The sequence below is a fragment of the Symploca atlantica LB2515 genome (genome assembly GCF_052546295.1).
In genome coordinates, this window is the sequence record NZ_JBQWMT010000001.1 from 4,945,769 (window position 1) to 4,971,018 (window position 25,250).

Below are 25,250 nucleotides of genomic sequence, written 5' to 3' on the forward strand. Positions count from 1 at the left end.
ATTTGCTGATTGGTACTTAAATTAAACTATTTTTTGCTTGTATTCTTATTTTTAATTATTTCTTACTACTTAACTGTAAAAGATCAATCAACTCAATTTAATTTGTTCCTGTAGAGTTCGTCTAATTCTCTGCTGAGCTAGTTTATCCCTAGGATTCTTTTTGATAGCTTGTCGCCAGACTTCAATTGCTTCTTGTGGTTCACCTTGTTGGCTTAAAGCATCGCCTAAGTACCAGTAAGCTTCCTGTTTTTTAATCTTGAGACGAATTGCCTCTCGGTACTCCGGGATTGCTTCCTCTGAGTTACCTTGCACCATGAGAGTATTTGCTAAATTAAGATGAATTGCTGCTTGCTTAGGAGTTTCTGTTGTCAGTTTTCGGTAATTAGCAATCACTGCCTCTAACCGACCAAGTTTAGAGACAATAATTCCCACCTTGAAGGGAATTTCTGTATTTTTCGGGAGTCGGTGAATTAACTCCTGGAAGTGAGCGATCGCCTCTTCTGGGTTACCTTGTTTAATGAGAGCTTCACCCAATTGTAAATAAGCATCTATATTTTTGGGTGAGCGTTGAATCAACTCGCGAAATGCAGCAATAGCATCATCAAGCTTGTCTTGTTCTGTTAAAGTCTTGCCCAGCAGTAGACGAACCATGTCATTACTGCTTTGTTGAGAAATTATTTTACTAAAAATCGCTTCAGCTTTTTCATATTCTTGGTGTTGATAGAGTAGTACTCCTTTTTGAAAAAGGTTGGAAACAATTATTGTCTTGACTGCCAAAAACGCTAGAACAATTACAATAAAAATAACCGTTATTGCAGCAATTAGATTAATTGGTTGAGTCATCTCTGCCATTTTGCCTCTCGACCACTTCTAGCCAACTCTTCTTCAACTAACTAGCTCCTATGGTAATGCCATTGTGAGTAAAAAAGTTTATCTGATACCAATACATCGAGTGCTCGACACCAATAGTTAGTCAACCCCTTTTTATTGTTCAGTAGAGCTAATCGACCCCTCAGCCCAGATTAGTTATGGGAATGAACTCTTAAGTGCGATAAACTGACAAAACAAGTTCTATTGAGATGATATTTTTACCATCAGAGTGATGCTTGTTCCAGATACTCTTCTAAATTTTGAGTGCGTTGTTCTGTTACCCTAGCAAGGCAAAATGCCTGAGCAGCAGGAGCAAATGTACCTCCTTGATATTGATCTCTAGCATACTTACAATCAGCATCTCTAAACTTAATCCATGCAACTTGAGCCTTAATAAGTTGTTGTTCTTGGGTTGAACCTTTGAGTTTTGCCCTAAGTTGTCGATAAACTAGATTTAATTTTTCATCCGCCGCTTGGGCTTGAGAACTGGCACAAGCATTGATTTCTCTCTGAGTCTGAGCGCGATTGCACTCTGATGATTGGCTATTATCGGCTATCTGCCGCACTGGGGTAATATTTTTGCTGGAAGTAGGGCTGGCGGGATTGTTCGCTTGGGGTTGTTCTACCGTTCCACTAGCAGGGTTGGCTGATGTGGCGATAGATGGTGTGACAATTGAGGCGGTAGCTTGAGGTTGCTTTGCAGAGGAACATCCCGCTGAGAGCGTTATTAGGACGGCAGTTACAGCCAAAAATCGCAGTTGGTTTAAGGTTGGCATTATTTATCTATTTAACAGCATTCCTCTGTTGTTAAATTTCAACGTCTAACAATAGAGGATGTCAATTCCTATTATTCTTGATCTACAAAATTAGGTAAACTGAACTTTGCAGACTAAGTCGTTATAGTCAGCATCACCTAGCCCTGGCAAATCTTCAAAACCAAAGCAATTGTCCGCTAGCATACGGACGTGATCCTTTCCATCTGGGTTAGCCCCCAAGAAAGCGAAGTAGGCGATAGGTTCTTTACCGGGCTGATTAGCTGGGTTCTTGGCCAAGAATTCCTCCGGTGTACCATCGGCAATCAAGAATGGTGCGAGAAAACCACCACCGGGAAGCCCTGCATTCAAATCTACGCGCCGTTCGACTGCAATTTTGGCATAATCTTGTTCCCCTGGATTAAGGTCAATTTGACCATCATTATCAAGGTCAATACCTCCATTAATACTGGCAACTTGATAAAAACCAAAGGTATTATCAAAAGCCGCGTCGCGATTAACCACAAAGTTGGCTTTTACCAAACCATCATTTAAACTCAAATCTAGGAGTTCTCTTTCTCCTTGCCGAGCAGAAACAAAGTCTGTGAGTGAGGTAGCTTTTGTTGTCTGAACAGTTAGCACTAAATCATCAAAAAATTGCTTATCTTCGTTAACTTCCTCTTCCCAAGCGAGTTCAAAAAAGTTTTCGCCTAGGTTAGAAACTTGAAGATGATCAGATTGACCTGCATTAGCTGAATTCAGACCAAAGAAAACATTTTCTTGACTCTGGGTTCCCGCTAGCACTCCTTCTGTTGTGCCATTTTGCACTAAATAGAATATTAAATGCTTGTCAGTAGGTAAACTCAGTTGACGAGTTAGACCAGTACCTGCTAGTTTATCTGGCAATGCTGTTAAGATAACTTTGGCTTTATGCAAGGCAGTTTCTAGATAGCCTTGTGAGCCTGGAGTTAGACCATCAACTGTCCCTTGGTGATCATCCGCGACAATTACTCCTACTTCATTCACCAAAGTGGTGTTGGTATTAGTAAGGGTAAATTGTAGTTGGGTGGGTATGCCTGGCCCTTGGAGGAAAAAGAGGTCGTTGGCTGCTACTTCAAGGGTAATTGGCTCAGAACCTCCTTGAATAAAAGCTTGTCCTTTCTGCCAAACAGCATCACCAATTTTCCTGCCTAAAGTTAACCCGTCTTGGTTGCCTGCTGCAATGTGAATTCCTCCATATAGCCTTGATATTCCCGACTGATTTGCCGCGTCGGTAAACGTCGGCCAAGATAGTCTGATATCTTCGGTAGGGGTCAGGCCGGGTTCAATAAAAGAGGTGCCTGCCGCAATTGTATCTGAACCACCAAAGTTATCACTACCTGTAAATAGCCTGAGGATTTCAGCCGCAGCAGCACTGAAGGTACTGTGTCCTGATACATACTCAGCAAAAGGAGGAGTGGGGGTATTCTGTCTTTGGTAAGGGATGAATTCTGAGCCGTCTAATTCTACTGTGCCTTTTCCTGGTCCGCCCCAAGCTGAGATCTTTTGCCCTGCAAACAGTGCTTCAATACCTGTAATCGGACGCGCAGAATCGTAGAATTTTTTAGCCTCCCAAGCAGCAATCCCCGCATCAAAAACGGCATTACCCAGCCCGAAGAACAACTGGACATCCTGGTCTAAAGTATGGTTATCTCGCTCTGAAATAAACTTACCAAACTGCATCCACGTCCCAGGAGGAAAGGGAGTTCCCACGCCATCTTCCCAATACTCAGCGATGATTTTTTGCTCATCGGTCAGGTTAGCGCTAAAGTCGACAACTTCCTGAAATTGCTGGAGATATTCTTCACTACCAAACTTGGGAGGACCACCAGGTCGGAATTGTTTTCCTGAATCTAGTCCGAAGGGTGTAACATTACCCCATTGAGGAGTTAGGAACTTTTGAACTTTGCCATTTGGGTTGTCCAATGGCGTTCGTAAGGGTTGCCAGTGGTCTGGATTAATAATCTCATCGGGCGTATTGACTGGCTGATATCCTGTATAGTCAGTGTACCCGTTTAACTGGTTTGAGCCGTCATCGCGTCGGGCAGCTAGTAAGGCCCTGGCCGAGATATTACCGATACCACTAGGTTTATTATTATCTGTAGATGTATTATTAGGGTCAAAGCCCAGTTCGTTCATTAATTGATTGAACAAGCCCACCTGAGAAGGAAACAAATCCTTAAGAACCCTGTAAGCTGCATAGCTAATCGCCTCGCTCTTATTGGCTTCGGTGTTCTCTTGTTCCGGGCGTTGTAGAATATCTCCAAGTTCGGTACTAATTGCTGTTGGCTCGTAAGCCGCCCAAGCATTGTACATGGCAGTACTGACTAAGCCGTAGGCTCGCGAGCCGATAGTTGGTCCAGTAACCGCGTCAGTTACCGCCTGTAAAGCGGCATCAACCCACCGAACAGCAACATTAGAATTATTCATCTTAGAGGCTATGATAGATAAGAAGGAATTACAATAGGTATTCATCCCCTCCCTTAAAGATGGGAGTGAGAGTGATTAACGCTGATTGCTCTGTTGGTATTTATTTATTGCCACCAGATACTTTGTCTGAAAGCGTGTTTACTTACAGACTGGGTTGACAGTGCTTATCAATATGTTGAGAAAACGAGGAAAACCCTTGTTTGGTAGGTTCTCCGAGTCCTGCCAAATTTAGAGCATAGATGCTTTGACTGCTAAGCCTTATGTAGATTCAACAATTTCTCCCTACCGACTAGAGGAATACCTAAGACTAGTCTGGAAGAGAGGTGAAGCAGGTAGCTGACCCTATGTAGTCATGCAGTAGAAGACGAAGGCATCAGAGTAGATTTTTGCAATGAGCGCCCTACACTCAACTAGAGGCACTTGATGCCAATCTAATTCACATTTAGAGGCTCGTCAATACGCAGCTTTGAGGCGGTGGTAGCCAAAGGACACCCATTGGCTACTTATACTGGCACAACTAGTTTTTGGGGTTAGTGCTTTGCCAGTATTTTTTTGTCATCGGTAATTAGGAATTAGTGCTTCTTAATGCAGCTAGTACAGAGCCAAGAAACAGGCTGCAGGGAAAATTAGGTACTCTAAGAAAAACAGTTTCCAGATAAACTGATAGAAGTTGGCGATCGCATTTTTTTCTTGCAAGTCAACACTTTGGCTGCGCCACCACATCAGACCTAATGTCACTAACTGGGTTGAGCCTAAAAACAGGGGATTAACTGCTTTAGGCAAGAGTATACCAGCAATTATCATACCTAAATAGCAAATGGTTATTACCCATCTTGCCAAATTAAACACTGTTTCTTTACCTAGTTGAATTGTAAAAGTGGAGATATTGTATTGTTTATCTCCTTCCAAATCAGGGATATCTTTAAAGATGGCAATTGCCAAGGTAAACACCAAGACAAACACCGTTAGTATCCAGACTGAGGCTGTCGGTGTCATTACTTCTTGTCCCTGCAAAACCCAGCTAAAGTGCAGAAATAATCCTAAATTAACGATAGCTCCTCGTACAGAAAAGATACATACTGCTGCAAAAAAGGGGAAACGCTTCAATCTTAATGGCGGTAGAGAATAGGCTGTGCCAATCGCTAAACTAATACCAACCATCAAAAACAACCATATTCCTAGTAACCCGGCTAACACTAGCGCCAAAATGCCAGTAATTCCGATAATTAGTTGTGCTTGTCGGCGGGAGAACTCCCCAGCAGCAATTGGTAGATGAGGTTTATTAATTTGATCAATCTCGACATCTTCCAGTTGATTGAGACCGACAATGTAGATATTGCCACACAAACAGGCTACCCAAGTGCCTAATAGTTGCTCTAAACTTGCCAGCGCTATGCTGCTGTTTGTGGCTGCTAAAGTAATCAGATATAAGGCAAAAACACTGAGGCTAGTGCCAATAACTGTATGGGGACGAGAGAATTTCCAAAAGGCGTAAAGCCAGCTAACTGGCTGCTGTAATAGATTGATAGGGGAACTAGTAGATGTTTGTGGAGAAATCTGGCTCATTAATCGTGTCAAAGTCGATAGACCAGGAATATCCTACTCCTGAGGGGGTAAGATGTTAAATAGTCTGTGTTAATTAGCCAAGCATAACGCCAGGTGAGCAAGTATATACTATGTGAGAGTTGACAATCTTTGCTACTCTACCAACTTTAGGGAATTAACTAGGGAGGGGGTAGCTCGGTTAACAAACAGAACTCACCAATATCCTCATCCACAGTCAGCCTCTTAAAAAGTACTGGCTCTAAACAAGTTAGTCGAATCTCTTGAAGGCTACTCAGTTTCAGCGCAGCCCTTAAAAACATTAATTAAAATTCGCCTGGTTTGATTGCTCCTCTTCGCAAGAGTTAAATATTACAATCTAAATAATACGTTTCATGGGGGGGTATTCTAGCAAAATATAACTCAACAGCTTGTAGAGCTTACTGCTAAGTAACTAACTCTAGTGGAGCTTTCCCTGAGAAAATCCCCTTTTAGATACTGTAATACCTAACAAGTTTTACTTCATTTACCTCTAAAATATTGTGGTTACCGACAGCACTAGGCTAGACTGATAGCGGATTTATCCCTAAGCCCATGCTCCTGTTTTCAAATCATTGGGCTCTGAATGAACGGCAACAGCAGATGTGGTATGGTCTGCAAAAATTGGCTTATCAGTGTCAAGCACCTCTAGCATGGTCTTAAAGCTTTCGGCGTCTAAATCTTCAGTGCGTTGTCTATCACCGTCGTAGTAAGTAAACCAAAAGTGACCCTTGTTCTCTTGGGGTCTCCACAATGCTTGATAGCTAGTAATCCGTCTCATTGGGTTCATTGACTTTTTAGATGTTAAGAGTTAGACAAGTTAGTCGTATTAGCTAGATGACTTAGGGGACAAATTCTCAGAGTTATGTCTTCAATTATTCCCAATACTTCCAGTCTGTATCTCACCAATGTAATTTTAAAAACCTAGGCAAGGCTAATGACAAGGAAGTTTCCTGATTTTTATAGTCAGAGGCTGATATCATACTCCAACGTTTGTTAATCTTCTTTGAGAGCCAGCAAGGGTCACTTGACCGAAAGTTTTTCAACTAAGCCCATGCACCTGTTTTCAGTTCGGTATCCGGCCAATGAACAGCTACAGTTGAGGTTGTGTGGTCAGCGAAAATTGGTTTTTGGGTGTCTAGAATCTCTAGCACTATTTTAAAGTTTTCTGAATCGATATCCTGAGTGCGTTGTCTCTCACCATCATAATAGGTGAACCAAAAGTGACCTCTATTGTCCTGTGACCTCCACAATGCCTGATAGCTAGTAATTCTTCTCATTTGCATATCGGGCTTTTTCCTTTTATTTGCCTACTAATCTACGTGGTTACTACCTGATGATTTTATAGTCTCCAATATACGAGTGTATACTGACTGAGATTTAGTGATTACTCATCAGAAAAATTTAGTATTTGCATGACTGTCCTCAAAAAAGCTAGCTCTTAGGGAAACAAAAACTACAAGTTCTCAGTCTGCTTGTTTTCATGGCGTGACCAGTGAACAGCGACAGTAGCTGTAGTGTGATCACCGAAAATTGGTTTGTCCGTATCAAGAATTTCCAAGACAATTCGGAAATTTTTGGCGTCAATATCAACAGTGCGGTGTCTTTCTCCATCGACATAAGTGAACCAAAAGTGACCTTTATTTTCTTTTGACCTCCACAATGCCTGATAACTGTTGATCCTTTTCATTTCCATGTTTTGCGTTCTGTTGTACCTCTCTAGTCTCCTACTTATAATTTTTATGTATGTAAAGTTAACATGAAGAAATTTATAAAAGTGCCAATAATATGGCTAATAGACTTGGCAATATACTTGGCCTGGTGCATGTTACCTATCATGAGGGTATCTGAGGCAAAATGCTAACCACGCTTTGCTAATTATTCCCTAGATTACCCGGAAATTTTGCCAAGTTGTGGGAGAATAATCCTATATCCGGCGACTGCACTCTCTAGACATCTACCTCCTCGGCATCATTGCAGGCAGGGTTGATGATTGAGTTTTTAGCAGGGATAGATAGCCTAGGGTTCGTCTGCTCGCGTCAGTTTAGTAAAGAAACTTTACGAATTTCCGAAACCAGGCATAAAAAGTAATGACTACTCCTGAGAAGTACGTAAGAAGCTCAAAAGAACATATTCTGCATTGGCAAACGCTGGTGACATGGAAAATCCCCACTGCATTAGATTCTAAGGTTTCAGTCACCATACCTGAGTAGTGATAGTGATGCTTAGTTTTTCAGGATTTATTGTTGCCTTAGTTCTGCTCACTGAAGAAGTTCTTCGTGAGTAAAGCCAGTGGACAATCGCTCAAAGTGAGGTACGTAGCCTTAGTTAACCAAAGCCAAGTCACGATTTTTTTAGATCAACTTCCAGATAACAGTCTTCAACTAATAAGAGAAAGTGAATGCTCCATATCGTTGAGATAGCTGCTTTTAGGGAGTTTACCAAGAAATCGAGACTTCCAGAAATTGAGGGAAGGGGTGTGAGTGTTGTGATCTCAGACACTTGCCAATGAGATCTGGGTTCTGCAAAGAATTGCTCTGCGTCAAAGTACCATTGTGATTCTTACAGAGAGATTTATGGCGACGTGATCACTTCTCGCTAATGCCAGAAATGCTCAAATGAAGAGCAGCCGCTATTAAACAGAGTCTGTAGAACAAAAGAGGGTTGTCATGCAAACTTTAAGACAGGGGTTCGAGGAATGCAATCTCATGGCAAAGTTAGCAGACGAGCTGGAGCAAGACTGGCGGTTGCGCCTATCTAGAGACTATCCAGACTCTAGTCCAGCTACGATAAAAGGCATTACAAGCTGGTTACTAGGAGAGAACCTAGACAGATTTGAAAAACTAATGCCGAACCAGTTAATAATTGCTAAACAAGCGATGGACTATCGCTACCGGATTTTGCGACAGCGCTATCTAGGGGTAAGACCAGAACTGGCTTATCGCAATTTGACAACTAGATTAGCAAGCTTAGTAACATTACGTAACAAAATTCGCACTTGGGTTAGTCTGAGCCGCGATCGCCAAAGAGCCGTTGTTGATGTCTTGCAAGAAGTAATTCAAGAATTATTAAACAGCGATCGCTACATTCAAAAACAAATTGCCTGGATTGCTCAATGTACTGAAGATATGCGCCTGCGCGATGCTCTATTGCTCACCAGTGTCGAGGAGTACTGTCTGCGCCCGATTCGTAATCAGCCTTTGCTCGTCTATAGATTTGTTAACTTTCTGCGTCGGTCTCAGCGTGGTGGTATGACTCACGTACCAGAAAGTGAGAAGGTGCGGCTGGTTTCGGAGTCAATAACTATAGAAGAAACAGACACACCAGTTAGTCTGTTAGATCAACAAGCACTATTAGATTATCAAGACAGCCAAGCTTGGGAAGAGCAACAAACACTGCGGTTAAGTGTACTCAATGAATTTGAGGCTTACCTAACAGAAAACCTCAACTCCGAGGCAGTACAATGGCTGAGACTTTACCTCCAAGGTCAATCTCAAGAAATGATCGCGCGGACGTTAAATAAACCCGTGAAGGAAATCTATCGACTGCGGGAAAAAGTCAGCTATCATGCGATCAAAGTTTTCTCCATCAAAGGAAAGCCGGAATTAGTTGCCAACTGGCTGGAGACTTCCCTGCAAGAGCATAGCTTTGGCCTAACGCCACTACAGTGGCAGCAATACCTCAAAAATTTGACGCCTGACCAGCGCCAATTACTTGACCAGTTTGCCGCCGGGATGAAGCCAGAATTGATTGCAAAGGACTTAGACTTGAAAACCAACCAGGTGATTGGTGAATGGAGTAAACTCTATTTGGCAGCTCAAGCGATCAGAGGTGCTTCATAAATGGATAAGGAGCAGATGTTTAGGCTTATTGACAGCTTTCTCCCCTTTGAAGCTTGTCTGTACCATCAATTCCTGCCAATGGCTCTGGAAGGAAAGCACCTCAAGTTAGGGATGGTAAAGCCTGAAGATTCTGCTGCTCGCGGTTATGTGCGTCATATCCTGGCTTACTTGAACTGTTCTCTTAAGACTGAGTTGATTGATACTCAGACCCATCAGTCGCTACTTTCTGAATATCTGAATTATACTAATACATCCTCCCTTCAGCGACTCCAAGCTTCCCAACAAAACGAGCAACAATTAGCAAGCCGTGAGCAGCTAAGTTCAGGGGGCGATAATCTGGAGGATTTACCTGGTTCTGAACTATACGAATCTGAAGATTCGCCAGCCACTAGGGATTCGCATCAACAGCCTAGGCAAAACTCTAGCCACTCTATAGAAGTAAATCCAATCCTGCGCTCGGATTCGCTAATAAAGGTCGAACAACTGCCAAACGAGCCGAACTTAGCACAGCCACTCCCCAGGAAAAAAAGAACTGCATCTGTCGGTTCCTTAGCATTAGCAACGGTATACTCAGACCCCAATAAAGCTCTACCACCTTTGGAAGTGCAAGCTTTATATTTATCACGTCCTCTAGAATTTATTGAAACTTTAGCACCCCAGCAGCTATTACAAGAGTTGTTGGGGCGAATGCTAAATAGTGGCATTAGTCGCCTTTATTTAGAACGGCAACCAGAGCAAGGCCGTATTCTCTGGAGTGAAAATGGTGTGCTGCAGTCTGTACTAGAAAGACTAACTTTGCCTATTTTCCAAGGTGTGATTATTGAACTGAAGCGTTTGCTCAACTTGCCGCTGCTTACGGTTACAGCTTTTAAGCAGGTAGAAATAGAGTGTCGATACCAACAAGAATGTCTCTTGTTGCGCCTGCGAGTCAATCCCGGCAGCTATGGAGAAGAGGCAACTTTCCAAATTGTGCGGGGTGTTGCCCTGAAACTATACCAGCGCCAAAAACTGGAAAAGCTTAGTCAAGATGCCCTACAGCTTGGAGGGCAGCTACAGCGAAAGCTCAAAGAAATCCGCAATCGCTCTTCTCGCCACGGTATACCACTAGAGATGTTGCCGGCCCTTAACCAACTAATGCAAGGCTTAACCAAACAGCTAGAAGCTTTGGCAGACTTGCAAACTACTCAGGATGAGTGAAGCTAGAGCGATGATCGGGCAATTGCATACATAGTCTAATCGCTGCTTGGCTAAACAGCTATAGGCCCAGAAATTAATTAGCACAACTTCACTGGTCACTAAATTCACAAAAAATGTTGCTACAGCACTAAAAGTTACAGGTGTTTGTGACCATACTAGGTATCTAAATAATTGAAAAAATTAGCAGTTTTGATAAAAATTAGTTGATATATATGAAATTTATTATCAATTAGGGTTAATTTTAGATGTAAGTAGATTGAGGACTTAAGCATGGGTAAATCGGAAATAGCAGTAAAAGTCTCCCAGTTCAGCTTGGAAGGGAGAGTAATCGGCTTCGTTGGTAAATCCGAAAAACCAGCAAAACTATTATGGGTGGAAACCTTGGCAGGCGAACGCTTTATCAAGCTATCCAAGAAATTGCGTGGCTCCCTAGAGGAATTTCTTGCTCCTGGAGACTGTGTAGAAATTTCCGGAGAACAAAAGTTCAAGCCAAAAACTGGCGAAATGAAGCTCAAAGCTTTTCAGGTGCATTCAAAAGCTTGTGCTCAGCAACTAGGATTGCTGGAGTTAGACTCTAACGAACTGATGACTCGCGTCTGCAAACCTGATAAAAATCATCAGCAAAAAAAGGACAAGCAAACAACTGCTACTGCTCCTAAAGCTAAAGCCTGTGTCATGGTCTGTCAAAAGTCCTCTTGCCGTAAGCGAGGTGCCAGTGATGTTTGTCAGGCGATAACAGATTCTTTACGCGAACGAGGACTGGAAGACCACGTTACCATCAAACCTACTGGCTGTATGAAGCAGTGCAAAAAAGGACCGGTTGTAGTCTTAATGCCCGACAAGTCTCGTTACACTAAGGTTGACTCTCAAGAAGTCAGTACACTTGTTGAAGAGCATTTTGCCTGCAAGCTAAGAGTACAAAATAATTAACTGCAACTATCTGTCGCTGTTTAGCGTCAGCTTCTCATTAGCCGCTGGTTAGGGTGAAGTGCATGTGAGAGACTTTTTGTTGGTAAGTCTCAAGTCGGTTTTATCTAAAATTACTCTTGATGAGTAGCTCGGCATAGTCATTGGCTTCACCACTACTGGCACTTTGAGGTCTGTAAAGACTACAATAGAAACCACAGAATACAAAAGTATTTCAGCGACCCAGTTAAACGAACGGGTGTTGGCATCTACTCAAGTCAGGGTAAGATTTAGCAGTTAAACTATTGGCATTTTTATTTTTTTAACAGGCAAGGATAGCTAAACCTTGTGGGGTTAACTTTAAGCGTTTTGGGAACTCTAGAGATAATCTTGACGACAGGTAAAACCAGGGGAGATGCGACCATGGAACTCTTACTTAAGAGTCTGTAGATGCTGGGTGCTACTTGTTTATTGTTAGATGCTTGTAGGAGCAATAACTTAATCTATCTACTAACTGCTACCAGCCATAATTAGGCTTTACGGAAATGGTGTTAAACTCTTTGCCGGCTGCGTAGCATAGCAAAATTTCATAAACTAACAATTGAAATCAAAGATCATTAGAAACAATATTTACCAGATAGGGTTACCTCAGCTTAACCAGAATACTTCTCATCTGTGTAAGTACCAGAATCAATGCTCCAATTTCCCAGGTAAGACTCAAAGCAGGCTCTCACCAAGGGTAGCTCCTGCTGGAGGAAATTTTCAGGGAAAGCATTTCTTTGTTCAATCATGGACAGCTAATTAGCGAAGTTACCCGAAAGTCGCTAAATTAAGCAAATTTCGCTCAGTGATCACTAGTCAGTAGTCAATAAAAACAGATGGCGTACCGTACGATCAACCATAAACTTTGTCTAACGCTGGCAGCTCTGCCTTTGACAGGGTTGATGATGATTAAGCCAGCATTAGGACAAGCTATCCTCCCAGATGGCAGTACCAACACCATTGTGACTCCTGATGGTAACCGCATCGACATCACTGGCGGCGAAATTTCCGGTGATGGAGCTAATATTTTCCATAGCTTCAGCGAGTTGGGACTAGACTCAAATCAGATTGCCAACTTTATTGTTTCACCGGATATTGCCAATATTCTCTCTCGGATCACTGGTGGTAATCCTTCTGTTATCGATGGCTTGCTTCAGATCACTGGCGGCAACTCTAACCTGTTTTTAATCAATCCCGCTGGGATTGTCTTTGGCTCTAACGCTCAGTTAAATGTGCCTGCCTCATTTACTGCAACTACAGCCACTGGTATTGGCTTTAACGGTAACTGGTTCAACGCCACCGGGAATAATGACTACGCTACCTTGGTGGGTAATCCTAGCGCCTTTATCTTTGACACTTCCCAGCCCTCAGCAATTATTAACGAGGGGCAGCTTAGTGTTAATTCTGAAGAAAATCTTACCTTACTGGGGGGCACCGTTGTAAGTAGCGGTCAGTTAGAAGCACCGGGGGGTCAGGTTACTATCGCAGCTATACCGGGCAATAGCTCGGTACGCATCAGTCAACCAGGACATTTATTAAATCTAGAAATAGAACCGAACACCCTATCACCGAACTCTAATCTTTCTGTTGCTAATCCTCTCTCCTTGCCTCAACTGCTGACGGGTAGCACCGCAGAACACGCCTCTAGTCTGAGAGTTAATCAAAACGGTGAAGTGGTTCTGACTGGCTCTAGTCTGCCAATCAACAATGGTGACGTTGCGGTAAGTAAGGTAACAGCCGGAAGTGCTCTACTCTCAGCCGAAAATAATTTGACCCTGCCAGAGAGCCAGTTGCAGACTAGCGGAGATTTGCAACTGCTGGCCCAGAATACCGTTATAGCTAGAGATAGTATACAAAAGCCCTTTCTGGCAAAAGCAGGAGGCAATCTTGAAATCCAGGGTAATAATGGGATTGATATCCTGGCGCTCAATCATGCCGAAACACCCTTTCAAAGTGGCGGTAATCTCAGTTTAATTAGTGACGGTAACGTCTCCGGGGATGCTCATTTTGCCAGTGGTGGTAGCTTCTCAATTTTTAACTTAGCTGGGCAACCGGGAAACTTTGTTAGTCTCTACGACCCCATTATCAGCGTTCTGGGAGATGTCAGCTTTAATAATTACACAGGTGTGGCGCTCAAGGTCGAGGCTACAGGTAGTATTACTGCCGGAAATATTAGCATTACAGGGCCTGATATCTCTGGTTCCATTCCTGATACAGACGATCATTTGGAGCAGTTAACAACTAGTCCATCTCTAGTTTTGCTGGCGGGTAAAACTCCCTTGAAAAATACCCCGAATCTGCCTCCCGATCAGGTAACACCTGGAGGAAGCTTCTCATCTCCGGGAGGGCCAACTCTGCCCGGAAGCATTCAGGTAGGCAGTATTGATACCACATCCACCACAGATGGAGTAAACGGTGGCTCAGTAATTTTGGAGGCTCTGGGCGGCAATATTACCACTGGTCCCATTACTGCTAATGGAAATACTACCAGTGATGGAGGTTCCATTAACCTTAACGCCGGCGGCAATATTACCGTCAATAATATAGGCGGTGTCGCTCTTGACTCTAGAGGTCAGAATGGGGGAAATATTAACCTCACGGCGGGGGGCATCATGGAGCTTTTTGATGTCTTCTCGGTAGGTAATGACGGTAGTGGTGGCAATATTATCATTAACCCAGGGGGTGACGTTAACAGTGACGGTATTGTTACTAGAGGTACTACAGGCGCTGGAAATATTGAGATCAACAGTGGCGGCATAATTAACACCACTGGCAGAGGTGATAACGGTGGTATCGCATCCTGTCTTATTGGTGATACTTTCTGTGGCAGTGGTCGTGGCAATATTAGTCTTACTGCCAATGGACTTATTTTGGGAGGACCACCAAATGAGCCAATTAACCCTGAAGATACTGGCACCTTGAAAGGTGGGAATATTACCCTCAATAGCAACGATATTACCTTAACCACGGAAGGTCCGATAACTGCTAACGGCGCGATCGCAATTAATGGCAACGTTACCACCCAGGGTTTGAATGTTACTGTAAATGGCAATCAGAATATCACCACCGGAGACATTACTACCAATGGCTCAGCAATAAACCTAACGAGTAATGAGGGTGGTATAACTGGTGGTAACTTGAATTCATCAGGGGTGGATAACGGTGGAAATATTACAGTTTCTGCCCCAGGGTCAATTGAAGTCTCCTCGATCAATGCACAGGGCGGGAGTGGTACTGGCGGCAATGTTGCTATCACCACTGCGAGCCTGTTTAAAGCTTTAGGTACAGTTGCCGAGACCGATAACAGCATCTTCACTGCTGGTGGTAGCGGCAGTGGTAATATCACCATTTCCCACGGTGGTGGTGATAGTAACCCTCCCATTGCTTTTACGGTGGGACCAAATTTCAACGGAGAGAATGGCACCTTTGGAGCAATCTCCACAGGAGGTGAGCAAATTACCGAGGGCGAGTATTTCGGACAGTTTCCACCTCCGGGCTCTCAACTGACTACAATTCAGTTAATCACGACAGATTCAATCGACTCTCCTAATAATCCAGGCAGTGGTAACGGTGCTGGTGGCGGTTCCGGTGTCGGTGGTGCTGGTGGTGGCGGTGGTTCCGGTGGTAATGGTTCCGGTGGTGGCAGTGGTTCCGGTGGCGGTTCCGGTGTTGGCGCTGGTGGATCAAACGACTCAGGTAACGTGGGTGGTGACGGTGGTGCTGGAGAGTCCGACGAATCAGGCGACTCAGATATCCCGAATAACAACTCTCTACCTATAGATCAAAATCCGACAAACCCTCAAACTCAAGAACCCCAGAATGCCTCAGACAATACAGGAGGAGGCGTTCTGGATAATTCCGACACTAGTAATCCCACCACGATAGTCGATAATACCGAATCTGCATCTGGTGGCACAACTAGTAATCCCACCACGACTGCCGAGGATAATGATAGCTCTAGCTCAAACTCAACACCAAAGCAATCTAATAGTGGCGACTCTGTTGAACTTGAGCGTGTGTTTAGTGAAACAGACCAATACTTTACGCGACAATATGAGTCATATTTAGGACTTGACCGAGTTCCCATCCTCTCTCTGAATCAAGCGCGTGAAATTTTGCGACAAGTGGAAGAAAAACCCGGTGTGAAATCAGCGCTGATTTATGCCCGATTTGTCCCCAGTACTAATCCCCAAGAAGCATTGGACAAGGATGAGGACGAACTCGAACTTTTATTAATCACTTCCTCTGGTGATCTGATTCGCAAACAGCTTGCTATCAAACGCAAACACGTCTTTAGAGTAGCTCAAGAGTTCCGAGGCACCGTCACTAATCGTATCAATGTCAAAGGTTACTTAAAATCAAGCCAGCAACTCTACGATTGGTTACTAAGACCTCTAGAAGAGACCTTACAAGAGCGAGGTATTGAAAACCTGATCTTTTCAGTGGATACAGGTTTACGCTCTCTTGCTATTGCTGCATTTTACGATGGGGAAAGCTTTCTCGTAGAGAAATATAGCAGCAGTCTAATACCCAGTCTCAGCCTCACTAATACGGGTTTCCGGGACATTAAAAACTCCAGGGTTTTGGCAATGGGTGTCGAGAAGTTTGCCGATAGAAATCCCTTACCAGCAGTACCCTTGGAACTGAGTCTGATCACTCAGAAGTTCTGGCAGGGCAAATCTTTTCTTGACGATGCCTTTACTCTCAGAAATCTCAAAGAGCAACGTGCAGAGCAGCCTTTTGGTATTATTCACTTGGCAACCCATGCTGATTTCCAACCGGGTGCTCCTAATAACTCCTACATCCAGTTGTGGGACACCCGGCTTAGCCTTAACCAATTGCCTAATTTAGGCTGGAATTACCCGACGGTGGATTTGTTGGTACTCAGTGCCTGTCGCACAGCTTTAGGAAATGAACAAGCAGAGTTAGGCTTTTCGGGCTTAGCGGTTAAAGCAGGGGTCAAGTCTTCTCTTGGCAGTCTATGGTACGTCAGTGATGAAGGTACTCTAGCGCTGATGACGCAGTTCTATCAGAATCTGCGCAACGCTACAACCAAAGCCGAGGCATTACAGCAAGCGCAGGTGGCAATTCTGCGGGGAGAAGTAAAACTCAGTAATGATCAGCTAATCACCCAGAATGGATCTATTACCTTGCCGCCAGAACTGGCACAGCAGGGGGAAAGACTGCTAACACATCCCTATCATTGGGCAGGCTTTACATTAGTGGGCAACCCTTGGTAACTGTTTTTTGAATTTTGTTGATCAACCGTTGAGGAGTTGAGAGTTAACTTTCAACTCCTCAAGTATCTTATGGGGAGAAAATAAGGAGTAAAATACAACATCTGTAGCAGCTAATCTTGGAGCGGTAAGCATTGCAGCAACTACTACACATATCCAGAATTATTGACGCCTTCAATGAGTGGGTGGGCCGCCTAACCGACTGGCTTGTTCTGTTGATGGTGCTGCTGGGAGTATGGAATGTTATCGGTCGCTATTTAGGACGTTTCCTGGGTCAAAACTTGACTTCTAATGCTTTGATAGAAGCTCAATGGTACTTGTTCGATTTAATTTTTCTGTGGGGTGCTGCCTATGCTCTTAAACATAACGAACATGTCAGAGTAGATGTTTTTTATAAAAACTTGAGTTACAAAAAACGAGCCATAGCTAACTTAATTGGAACTTTATTGTTCTTAATTCCTTTTTGCTTAATGGTGATTTATTTTTCCTGGGATAGTATCCTCAACTCCTGGAAAGTTTTGGAAAATTCTCCTGATCCTGGTGGCTTACCACGCTACCCAATTAAATCGATGATCATTGTCAGTTTTGGACTGCTGATGCTTCAGGGTATATCGGAAGCAATTAAAAATTGGGCAATTTTTACTGGTTACACAGTATCTGGGGAGGAAGCAGATGACTCTGGCTTATGAGTGGTTAGGTCCAGTAATGTTTGTCGGAGCATTAGCCTTTCTTTCCTTAGGATATCCAGTAGCTTTCTCCTTGGGAGGAGTGGCAATTTTTTTTGCAATTTTAGGAATAAGCTTAGGTGTCTTTGACGCTCTATTCCTCACCGCAATGCCCCAGCGAATTTTCGGCATTATGGCAAATTATACGTTGCTGGCGATACCCTACTTCATTTTTATGGGGTCGATGCTGGAAAAATCGGGAATTGCCGAACGGTTGCTGGAAACAATGGGGATTCTCTTTGGACGACTACGGGGAGGTTTGGCTTTAGCTGTAGTACTTGTAGGTGCCTTGTTGGCGGCTACTACTGGCGTTGTCGCTGCCACAGTCGTGGCTATGGGACTGATTTCTTTACCAGTGATGCTGCGCTATGGCTATAACAAAGAACTAGCTGCTGGTGTGATTGCCGCCTCAGGGACATTGGGGCAAATTATTCCTCCCAGTGTGGTACTAGTAGTTTTAGCCGATCAGTTGGGCATTTCTGTAGGTGATTTATTTCTGGGCTCTGTGATTCCCGGCTTGATGATGGCGGGAGCTTTTGCCATGCATGTGATAATTGTGGCATGGCTAAAGCCGAGTGTTGCACCAGCATTACCCCTGGAAGTGCGGGATATCGGTGCAGCATCCTTGGGACGCCGTATACTCCAAGTAATGCTGCCCCCGTTACTGTTGATTTTGTTGGTACTGGGCAGTATCTTTTTTGGCATTGCCACGCCCACAGAAGCCGGGGCTGTTGGTAGCTTGGGTGCCATGATACTTGCTGGCGCGAACCGTCAGTTGAGTTGGGCTTCCTTAAGACAAGTATGTGACGCTACCCTCAGAATTACCAGTATGGTGATTTTCATTCTGTTGGGTTCGACAGCCTTTAGCTTGGTATTTCGAGGCTTGAATGGCGATCGCTTTATGTTTGATACTTTATCAAATCTTCCGGGCGGTGAAACTGGCTTCTTATTGGTAAGTATGCTTACCGTCTTCTTTTTGGGCTTCTTTATTGACTTTTTTGAGATTGCTTTTATTGTTATTCCTCTATTCGCACCAGTGGCCCAAACACTAGGAATTAACCTAGTTTGGTACGGAGTATTATTGGGTGCCAATCTCCAAACCTCATTTTTGACTCCGCCTTTCGGCTTTGCACTTTTTTACTTGCGTGGTGTTGCCCCTCCAGAAGTAAAAACTACAGATATTTATCGAGGGGCAATTCCTTTTGTTTTACTGCAACTATTAGTATTAGTACTAATTATTGCCTTCCCTGGTATAGTCAGTTTTTTGCCATCACTCGCTCAGTAACTTTTGAAAATTGAAAATTGAAAATTGAGACTATAAGCCAGATTCTGGTGTGTGCAGCTCAATTAACCATTTTCAATTAACTATTGACACGCGCAGCGACAATTAAACATTTTCGAGGATAAATACTAAATATAATCGAGAAACTTTTCCGGAACTACGCGCAGTTTGCCGGATTTGCACTGCTCAATATCTACCCAGACAGCTTTCTTCTTGCTGTCTCCCTCAACAAATTCTAATTCATCAAGTTGGTAAAGTTTTTGATCGGCAAAGTCACACTGGTAAAGCTGAATAATTTCGTGACCGCTTCTACCATTAAAAATGAACAAACTTTCTATGCATTCTAAATACTTAATATTTACTAATTCTGTTTGCAGTTCTTCTTGAAACTCTCTTTTCAAGGCATCGTAGCTAGTTTCTCCAAAATCAACACCACCTCCCAAAGCGCGATAAAAAGTTTCTTGCTTGACTGGATCATAGCCCTCTGAGAGTAAAGTGCGATCGCCATTTTTAATCAAACCCAGTACAATAACCCGAATTTTCTGTTTGGGTTGACCCATTTTTGTCGCCTTAATTTATGCCTTAACCTTAAAAATTAACAGATAGAGACTCAATTTTCACGAGCTAACTATTACCCAAGTTTATCAGTTAGTTAACACGGCCATTTTGCTCAGAGTCATATAAATTAGGCTGTTGACTGCCTTCTACCGGCCAATCTTCATTTTGACCACCAATTAATAAGCGTTTTATTTCAACATATTCTAGAGTAAGCCTCTTGAGAGAATTAATCAAAACATCAAGAGCGATCGCATCACTAGTACCTAAATCAAACCAACAGCGCCCCCAAGTTCCTAAATACTCAAAATCACCTTGATTGTGCATGAACGCTACTAGGTTAATATCTGCTGAGTGATCAACATATTCCATGTAGCTGAGATCGACACCAACTTCTTGCACCTGCAAATTTTCTGCGTCAAATCCTCCCAGTTTGCCTAAGAAAAACCATGAATTGAAAAGTTCTTCAACATATTCCTTTTCTCTGGGAGATGGAACGGTGTTGAACTCTAGCCAAATCCACAAATCGAAGGGGTCAAACTCGCGAAATTCTATTTGCATTACCTTTAGCTAGACCTTGATTTCTGGGGTTCCGTGACTATTTTATCTGATAGGAGAGGGATTACTCTGTTAAGTCCAGGCACGATAGAAGGTATTATCTTGCCAACTAGTAGCAGTGCGCTGCTCAATTTCTGCTAATGCTGTCTCTGTCAGTGGCTTAAATGCCCGCGCTACTTGCACATTAGACTCTAACTGAGGGATGTTTTCAGCAGCAATAATGGCACAGTGAACACCTGTCTGGGAAAGAGTATAGCCTAGCGCTTGGTGCATGCCATCCAATACTCCTGGCTTGAATAAGCGTCCATAAGCAGGTACTTTCATGGCAATTACCCCTACTCCTTGCTGACTTGCTACTGGCAATACGGTAGGGATAAAGGGACGGGGATGGTGTTTATCGGCGGCATTAATCGGAATTAGCGTAGTATCAAAGGAGTAGCGGCGCAATCCCTCAGCGATTATTTCCGGTTCGTGATGTCCGGTAATACCTGCTAGGCGCAGCAGTTTCTGTTCCTTGGCTTCTGCGATCGCTTGAATTGCGCCGTTTTTACTAAAGATTTGCTCTAATTCTTGCTCAAAAGAGACGTGGTGCAGTTGCCATAAATTCAGGTAGTCTGTGTTGAGGCGTTGTAGCGATCGCTCTAATTCTCGCCATGCACCATCGCGATCGCGGGCTGCTGTTTTGCTTGCCAGAAACACCTGATCTCGTTGCGAGGGCAGTACTTTTCCTAAATAATCTTCAGAAGGGCCATAACTAGCGGCTGTATCAAAGTAACGAATCCCTAACTGTAGAGCTCGTTCAATTAGTGCCACTGCTGCGGCTTCTTGATTGTACTGGGATAATGGCGTGTTGCCTGCACCACCTAAACCCAAAATTGGTACAGGAATACCAGTACTACCTAACTCTCGTTCTGGCATGGTAGTAGTTACTGGTGAGTACTCTTGAGCATCAGAGGTACTATCTGGTTGCCCTGTCGCACAGCCAACAATACTAGCGGCTACAGTGGCGCTGGTTAGTAAAAAATTGCGCCTGGTAATTTTGGGGGGAATCATAAGCTTTGAGTAGTGCCTCTTCTTTTATTGTGGGAGAAAGCTGCTGCGTGGCAACCCAACCTACAAAAAATAACGAGGCTAGACTAATAGTCAAGATTTATCCAAAATTTGCCGAAGCTATATGAGTCTCAAGGATATTCGAGAACGCCGTCAAAAATCGGCTTTCGTGGGACGTGAGGAGCAACTAAATCTTTTTCAACAAAATCTATTTTTAGAACTGAGCGACCCTCGCCGTCGCTTTATCTTTAACATACACGGTCAAGGGGGCGTGGGCAAGACGACGCTGTTGGAGAATTTCCGCAAAATTGTGCGGCAAAAATTCACTTTTCATGCCTACATTGATGAAACTCAACGCGGCGTTCCGGAAGTGATGGCACAAATTGCCGAACAATTGGCACAGCAAGGATATAAGCTGCGGAAATTTCGCGATCGCTACCGCCTATATCGCCAGTGTCTAGAACAGTTAGAGGCTGACTCAGAAACGCCCAAAGGCTTTGCTGGTTTGGTAGGGCGAGGTATGGTCAAAGTAGGGCTAGGTTTTGCTCGTGGTACTCCTGCTGGTGGGTTAACTGATTTAGTTGATGAGGATGTAGTAGCTGAACAAGCCCAGGAATGGATCGATTATGCCTACAGCAAGCTGAAAAATAAAGACGAAGTGCAGTTAGTTAGGCAACCATTAGAAGTTCTCACGCCTCTTTTTTTAGAGGAACTGCATAAGTTGCCAGAGGAGTTTTTAATTACTCTATTTTTTGATACTTATGAGCGCACGGAGGAATTTCTTGATAGTTGGTTGCGCGATTTAATTGATGAAAAGTATGGTGCATGTCCCACCAGAATTTTAATGGTGATTGCTGGTAGGGAAGAACTAGATAAAAATCTCTGGGATGAGAATGAGTCGTTGTTAGTGCGCTTGCCCTTGGAACCTTTCACAGAGGCAGAGGCGCGGGATTTCTTGAGTAGAAAAGGCATTACCGATGAAGCCTCAATCGAGGTTATTTTCAAGCTTTCGGGAAAGTTACCCCTACTAGTTGCCACCCTCGCTGCTGGTAAACCGGAGCATCCCTCAGCAGTAATTGACCCCACAGAGACAGCAATTGAGCGTTTTCTTAAGTGGGTTGAAGACGACAATCAACGGCAAGTCGCGCTCAATGCCTCACTACCCAGAATGCTCAATCGGGATGTGTTAGGCGTGTTAGTAGGAGATGAGCAGGCTCATCAGCATTTTACCTGGCTGACGGATAAGCCTTTTGTCAGTAAGCAAGTTGAACACTGGACTTATCACTCGGTTGTTAGAGAACAGATGTTGCGCTATCAGCGTACCGTGTCGGGGCAGAATTGGTCTAGCTTACATGGAAAACTGGCAAGTTATTACGAGACTTTGCAGAATAGTCTGGAATTGCCAGCAGAGAAACAATACCAAGATGCTACTTGGCAAAGTTACGCCCTAGAAGTTCTCTACCATCGCTTGTGTGAGTCATCCCATAAGTTTCTTAAATTTGCGCTGAATGGGTTTGTTGCTGCTTTCAAGAACTCAAAAGCCTTTGCCCGTCGTTGGGCAGAAACTATGAAACAAGTTGGGGAGGAAACTGGTTTTGTAGAGGTACAGCGCTGGGGTAAAAAGTTGCTAGAGGGAGTGATAGCTTCTGAAGAGAAGCGCTATGAACCCGTTGTTAAAATTTTTGAGGATTTACTCAAGGAAGTAGAGTTAGAGAAGCAGTGGCGTGGAGTAGCACTCAATTATTGCGGGTATTTGTACAGGTTATTAGAAGAATATCCCAAGGCGGTATCACACCATAGTGAAGCCATACAACTAATACCAGAGGAAGCTGAATATTGGGCAGATCGAGGCACAACCTATTTTTTTATGAAACGCTACGAGGAAGCAATAGCCGACTTCAACCGTGCTATCGAACTCAAACCAGAATACCAATGGGCGATCGCATATCGAGGCGAAACCTATCGCTTGATGGAACGCTACGAGGAAGCATTAGCCGACTTCAACCGTGCTATCGAACTCAAACCAGAAGACGAATGGGCGATCGCACTTCGAGGCTTAACCTATCGCTTGATGGAACGCTACGAGGAAGCATTAGTTGACTTCAACCGTGCTATCGAACTCAAACCAGAAGACGAATGGGCGATCGCACTTCGAGGCTTAACCTATCGCTTGATGGAACGCTACCAAGAAGCAATAGCTGACTTCAACCGTGCTATCGAACTCAAACCAGAATACGCATTGGCGATCGCACTTCGAGGCTTTACCTATCTTTGGATGGAACGCTACGAGGAAGCATTAGCCGACTTCAACTGTGCTATCGAACTCAAACCAGAAGCCGAATACTGGGCAAATCGAGGCGAAACCTATCGCTTGATGGAACGCTACGAGGAAGCATTAGCCGACTTCAACTGTGCTATCGAACTCAAACCAGAAGCCGAATACTGGGCAAATCGAGGCGAAACCTATCGCTTGATGGAACGCTACGAGGAAGCATTAGTTGACTTGAACCGTGCTATTGAACTTAAACCAGAAGACGCATGGAACATCGCAAATCGAGGCAAAACCTATCGCTTGATGAAACGCTACGAGGAAGCATTAGTTGAGTTAACCGTGCTATTGAACTCAAACCAGAATACCAATGGGCGATCGCACAGCGAGGCAATACCTATCGCTTAATGGAACGCTATCAGGAAGCATTAGTTGACTTCAACCGTGCTATCGAACTCAAACCAGAAGACGAATGGAACATCGCACATCGAGGCGAAACCTATGGCTTGATGGAACGCTACGAAGAAGCAATAGCTGACTTCAACCGTGCTATTGAACTCAAACCAGAATACCAATGGAACATCGCAAATCGAGGCTTAACCTATCGCTTGATGGAACGCTACGAAGAAGCAATAGCTGACTTCAACCGTGCTATTGAACTCAAACCAGAATACCAATGGGCGATCGCACATCGAGGCTTAACCTATCGCTTGATGGAACGCTACGAGGAAGCATTAGTTGACTTCAACCGTGCTATCGAACTCAAACCAGAATACGAATCGGCGATCGCACAGCGAGGCTTAACCTATCGCTTGATGGAACGCTACGAGGAAGCATTAGTTGACTTCAACCGTGCTATCGAACTCAAACCAGAATACGAATCGGCGATCGCACAGCGAGGCTTAACCTATCGCTTGATGGAACGCTACGAGGAAGCATTAGTTGACTTCAACCGTGCTATCGAACTCAAACCAGAAGACGAATGGGCGATCGCACAGCGAGGCTATACCTATCGCTTGATGGAACGCTACGAAGAAGCAATAGCTGACTTCAACCGTGCTATTGAACTAGAACCAGAAGATGATTGGAATTTATACAACCGTCTTTCTTGTCTACAAAATTCTAAACCAATCAGACAAAGCACAAGAAGACTTTACTACTGCCATTAAACTAGCCTCAGATAAATATCAGAAAAACCCCCAAGACTATCAAAACACCCTTAATCTCGCCGTCTACTTACTAGCTAGCGGCGACATCGAGAAGGCAGAAAACTTGTATCGCGAAGCAGCCAAAGCAGCACCGCAAACTATCATCAACGAGGCAAAGCGGGATTTAGATGAGTTCCTCAAAGCCTTTCCTAACTCAAAAGCTGCTGAATCGATGCGGCAACTTCTGACAGGTAACAAAACAAAATAGGCAATTGCTCTTTTTTTCCCCAATCAGGGTAAGATATCGAAAATAGCAATCAAAGAGAACGCCGTGAATTGGTGTTACGAAAGACTTTCCACGACGGTTTCCCCTCCCATGCAATAACCATGAAAGGAGCATATTAATGGTGTCAAAAAATAGCCAAAACCGCCACTGCTTAAGCATTCCAGTAGATTGGGACTTGCCAAAGTTCTCATTAGGTGAGCAAGTCCAAGTAACAACCCAACTCCCGGATATTACCCTCATTCAAACAGGCTTACTCGTCGGAGTTGAATACTTCCGTGCCGATAACTTGTGGGTAATAGAAGGCATCACAGCAGGTTGGCATTATTATATCCAAGTAGACGCCAATGACCCTTGGCATACCAAAGAACCAGTTCTCTGTGTTGAAGAATCAGCAATCAACAAGCTGACAACTCTAGACTAAAAACTCTACCCTATCACCCTAGTCTAAGCATCTCGCTCACCTGGGCAAGATGCCCGCACT

20 protein-coding genes are annotated in these 25,250 nt (G+C 43.9%); 10 read left to right on the plus strand and 10 right to left on the minus strand.

Annotated elements, in window-relative coordinates; all coding sequences use genetic code 11:
• Nucleotides 1-87: 87 nt before the first annotated feature.
• The 7 genes from ACT7WV_RS20555 to ACT7WV_RS20585 all read right to left on the minus strand — a co-directional run bounded on the left by ACT7WV_RS20555 (nt 88) and on the right by ACT7WV_RS20585 (nt 7,368).
• Nucleotides 88-852: a tetratricopeptide repeat protein gene (locus ACT7WV_RS20555; RefSeq protein WP_445104676.1), complete on the minus strand. Its 765-nt coding sequence runs from the start codon at nt 850-852 to the stop codon at nt 88-90.
• Nucleotides 853-1,094: 242 nt separating this feature from the next.
• A complete protein-coding gene (locus ACT7WV_RS20560) occupies nt 1,095-1,646 on the minus strand; it encodes a lysozyme inhibitor LprI family protein (protein WP_445104677.1) in 552 nt (183 codons plus the stop codon).
• A 90-nt stretch (nt 1,647-1,736) separates the two neighbouring features.
• Nucleotides 1,737-4,091, minus strand: a complete 2,355-nt coding sequence (locus tag ACT7WV_RS20565; protein ID WP_445104678.1) for a DUF6851 domain-containing protein — start codon at nt 4,089-4,091, stop codon at nt 1,737-1,739.
• 591 nt (nt 4,092-4,682) lie between these two features.
• Entirely contained in the window at nt 4,683-5,657 is a 975-nt protein-coding gene (locus ACT7WV_RS20570) for a homogentisate phytyltransferase (protein WP_445104679.1), read from the minus strand.
• Between the two features lie 562 nt (nt 5,658-6,219).
• Complete coding sequence (locus ACT7WV_RS20575) at nt 6,220-6,462, minus strand: hypothetical protein (protein WP_445104680.1); 243 nt, start codon at nt 6,460-6,462, stop codon at nt 6,220-6,222.
• A 256-nt stretch (nt 6,463-6,718) separates the two neighbouring features.
• Nucleotides 6,719-6,958 carry a hypothetical protein gene (locus ACT7WV_RS20580; protein WP_445104681.1) on the minus strand — a complete coding sequence of 80 codons (240 nt, stop codon included), beginning with the start codon at nt 6,956-6,958 and terminating at the stop codon, nt 6,719-6,721.
• A 170-nt stretch (nt 6,959-7,128) separates the two neighbouring features.
• Nucleotides 7,129-7,368 (minus strand): hypothetical protein, encoded by a 240-nt coding sequence (locus tag ACT7WV_RS20585; RefSeq protein ID WP_445104682.1) that lies wholly within the window; start codon nt 7,366-7,368, stop codon nt 7,129-7,131.
• Nucleotides 7,369-8,341: 973 nt separating this feature from the next.
• On the opposite strand from ACT7WV_RS20585, the gene ACT7WV_RS20590 reads away from it, so the two are divergent.
• From ACT7WV_RS20590 to ACT7WV_RS20615, 6 genes are all read left to right on the plus strand, one after another.
• Entirely contained in the window at nt 8,342-9,514 is a 1,173-nt protein-coding gene (locus ACT7WV_RS20590) for a HetZ-related protein 2 (RefSeq protein WP_445104683.1), read from the plus strand.
• A gap of 15 nt (nt 9,515-9,529) precedes the next feature.
• Nucleotides 9,530-10,711: a hypothetical protein gene (locus ACT7WV_RS20595; protein WP_445104684.1), complete on the plus strand. Its 1,182-nt coding sequence runs from the start codon at nt 9,530-9,532 to the stop codon at nt 10,709-10,711.
• A 270-nt stretch (nt 10,712-10,981) separates the two neighbouring features.
• A complete protein-coding gene (locus ACT7WV_RS20600; RefSeq protein ID WP_445104685.1) occupies nt 10,982-11,641 on the plus strand; it encodes a (2Fe-2S) ferredoxin domain-containing protein in 660 nt (219 codons plus the stop codon).
• A gap of 854 nt (nt 11,642-12,495) precedes the next feature.
• Nucleotides 12,496-16,899: a CHAT domain-containing protein gene (locus ACT7WV_RS20605; protein WP_445104686.1), complete on the plus strand. Its 4,404-nt coding sequence runs from the start codon at nt 12,496-12,498 to the stop codon at nt 16,897-16,899.
• A gap of 131 nt (nt 16,900-17,030) precedes the next feature.
• Nucleotides 17,031-17,585 carry a TRAP transporter small permease subunit gene (locus ACT7WV_RS20610; protein WP_445104687.1) on the plus strand — a complete coding sequence of 185 codons (555 nt, stop codon included), beginning with the start codon at nt 17,031-17,033 and terminating at the stop codon, nt 17,583-17,585.
• A complete protein-coding gene (locus ACT7WV_RS20615; RefSeq protein ID WP_445104688.1) occupies nt 17,569-18,906 on the plus strand; it encodes a TRAP transporter large permease in 1,338 nt (445 codons plus the stop codon). Before ACT7WV_RS20610 ends, ACT7WV_RS20615 begins: the two co-directional genes overlap by 17 nt.
• A 125-nt stretch (nt 18,907-19,031) precedes the next feature.
• Here the strand turns inward: ACT7WV_RS20615 and ACT7WV_RS20620 are convergent, their stop codons facing one another.
• From ACT7WV_RS20620 to ACT7WV_RS20630, 3 genes are all read right to left on the minus strand, one after another.
• Entirely contained in the window at nt 19,032-19,463 is a 432-nt protein-coding gene (locus ACT7WV_RS20620; protein WP_445104689.1) for an NUDIX hydrolase, read from the minus strand.
• Between the two features lie 88 nt (nt 19,464-19,551).
• On the minus strand, nt 19,552-20,019 hold the full coding sequence (locus tag ACT7WV_RS20625) for a DUF3531 family protein (protein WP_445104690.1): 468 nt from the start codon (nt 20,017-20,019) through the stop codon (nt 19,552-19,554).
• 69 nt (nt 20,020-20,088) lie between these two features.
• A complete protein-coding gene (locus ACT7WV_RS20630) occupies nt 20,089-21,066 on the minus strand; it encodes an aldo/keto reductase (RefSeq protein ID WP_463424283.1) in 978 nt (325 codons plus the stop codon).
• 124 nt (nt 21,067-21,190) lie between these two features.
• Here ACT7WV_RS20630 and ACT7WV_RS20635 point away from each other — a divergent pair, with 124 nt between their 5' ends.
• The 4 genes from ACT7WV_RS20635 to ACT7WV_RS20650 all read left to right on the plus strand — a co-directional run bounded on the left by ACT7WV_RS20635 (nt 21,191) and on the right by ACT7WV_RS20650 (nt 25,190).
• Nucleotides 21,191-23,743: a tetratricopeptide repeat protein gene (locus tag ACT7WV_RS20635; protein ID WP_445104692.1), complete on the plus strand. Its 2,553-nt coding sequence runs from the start codon at nt 21,191-21,193 to the stop codon at nt 23,741-23,743.
• Nucleotides 23,743-24,504, plus strand: coding sequence for a tetratricopeptide repeat protein (locus ACT7WV_RS20640; RefSeq protein ID WP_445104693.1), 762 nt, complete (start codon nt 23,743-23,745; stop codon nt 24,502-24,504). The genes ACT7WV_RS20635 and ACT7WV_RS20640 overlap by 1 nt, the downstream gene beginning before the upstream one ends.
• A complete protein-coding gene (locus ACT7WV_RS20645) occupies nt 24,416-24,751 on the plus strand; it encodes a tetratricopeptide repeat protein (RefSeq protein ID WP_445104694.1) in 336 nt (111 codons plus the stop codon). The genes ACT7WV_RS20640 and ACT7WV_RS20645 overlap by 89 nt, the downstream gene beginning before the upstream one ends.
• 136 nt (nt 24,752-24,887) lie before the next feature.
• The gene (locus ACT7WV_RS20650) at nt 24,888-25,190 is read left to right on the plus strand and encodes a hypothetical protein (RefSeq protein ID WP_445104695.1); all 303 of its coding nucleotides are present in this window, start codon (nt 24,888-24,890) and stop codon (nt 25,188-25,190) included.
• Nucleotides 25,191-25,250: the final 60 nt, after the last annotated feature.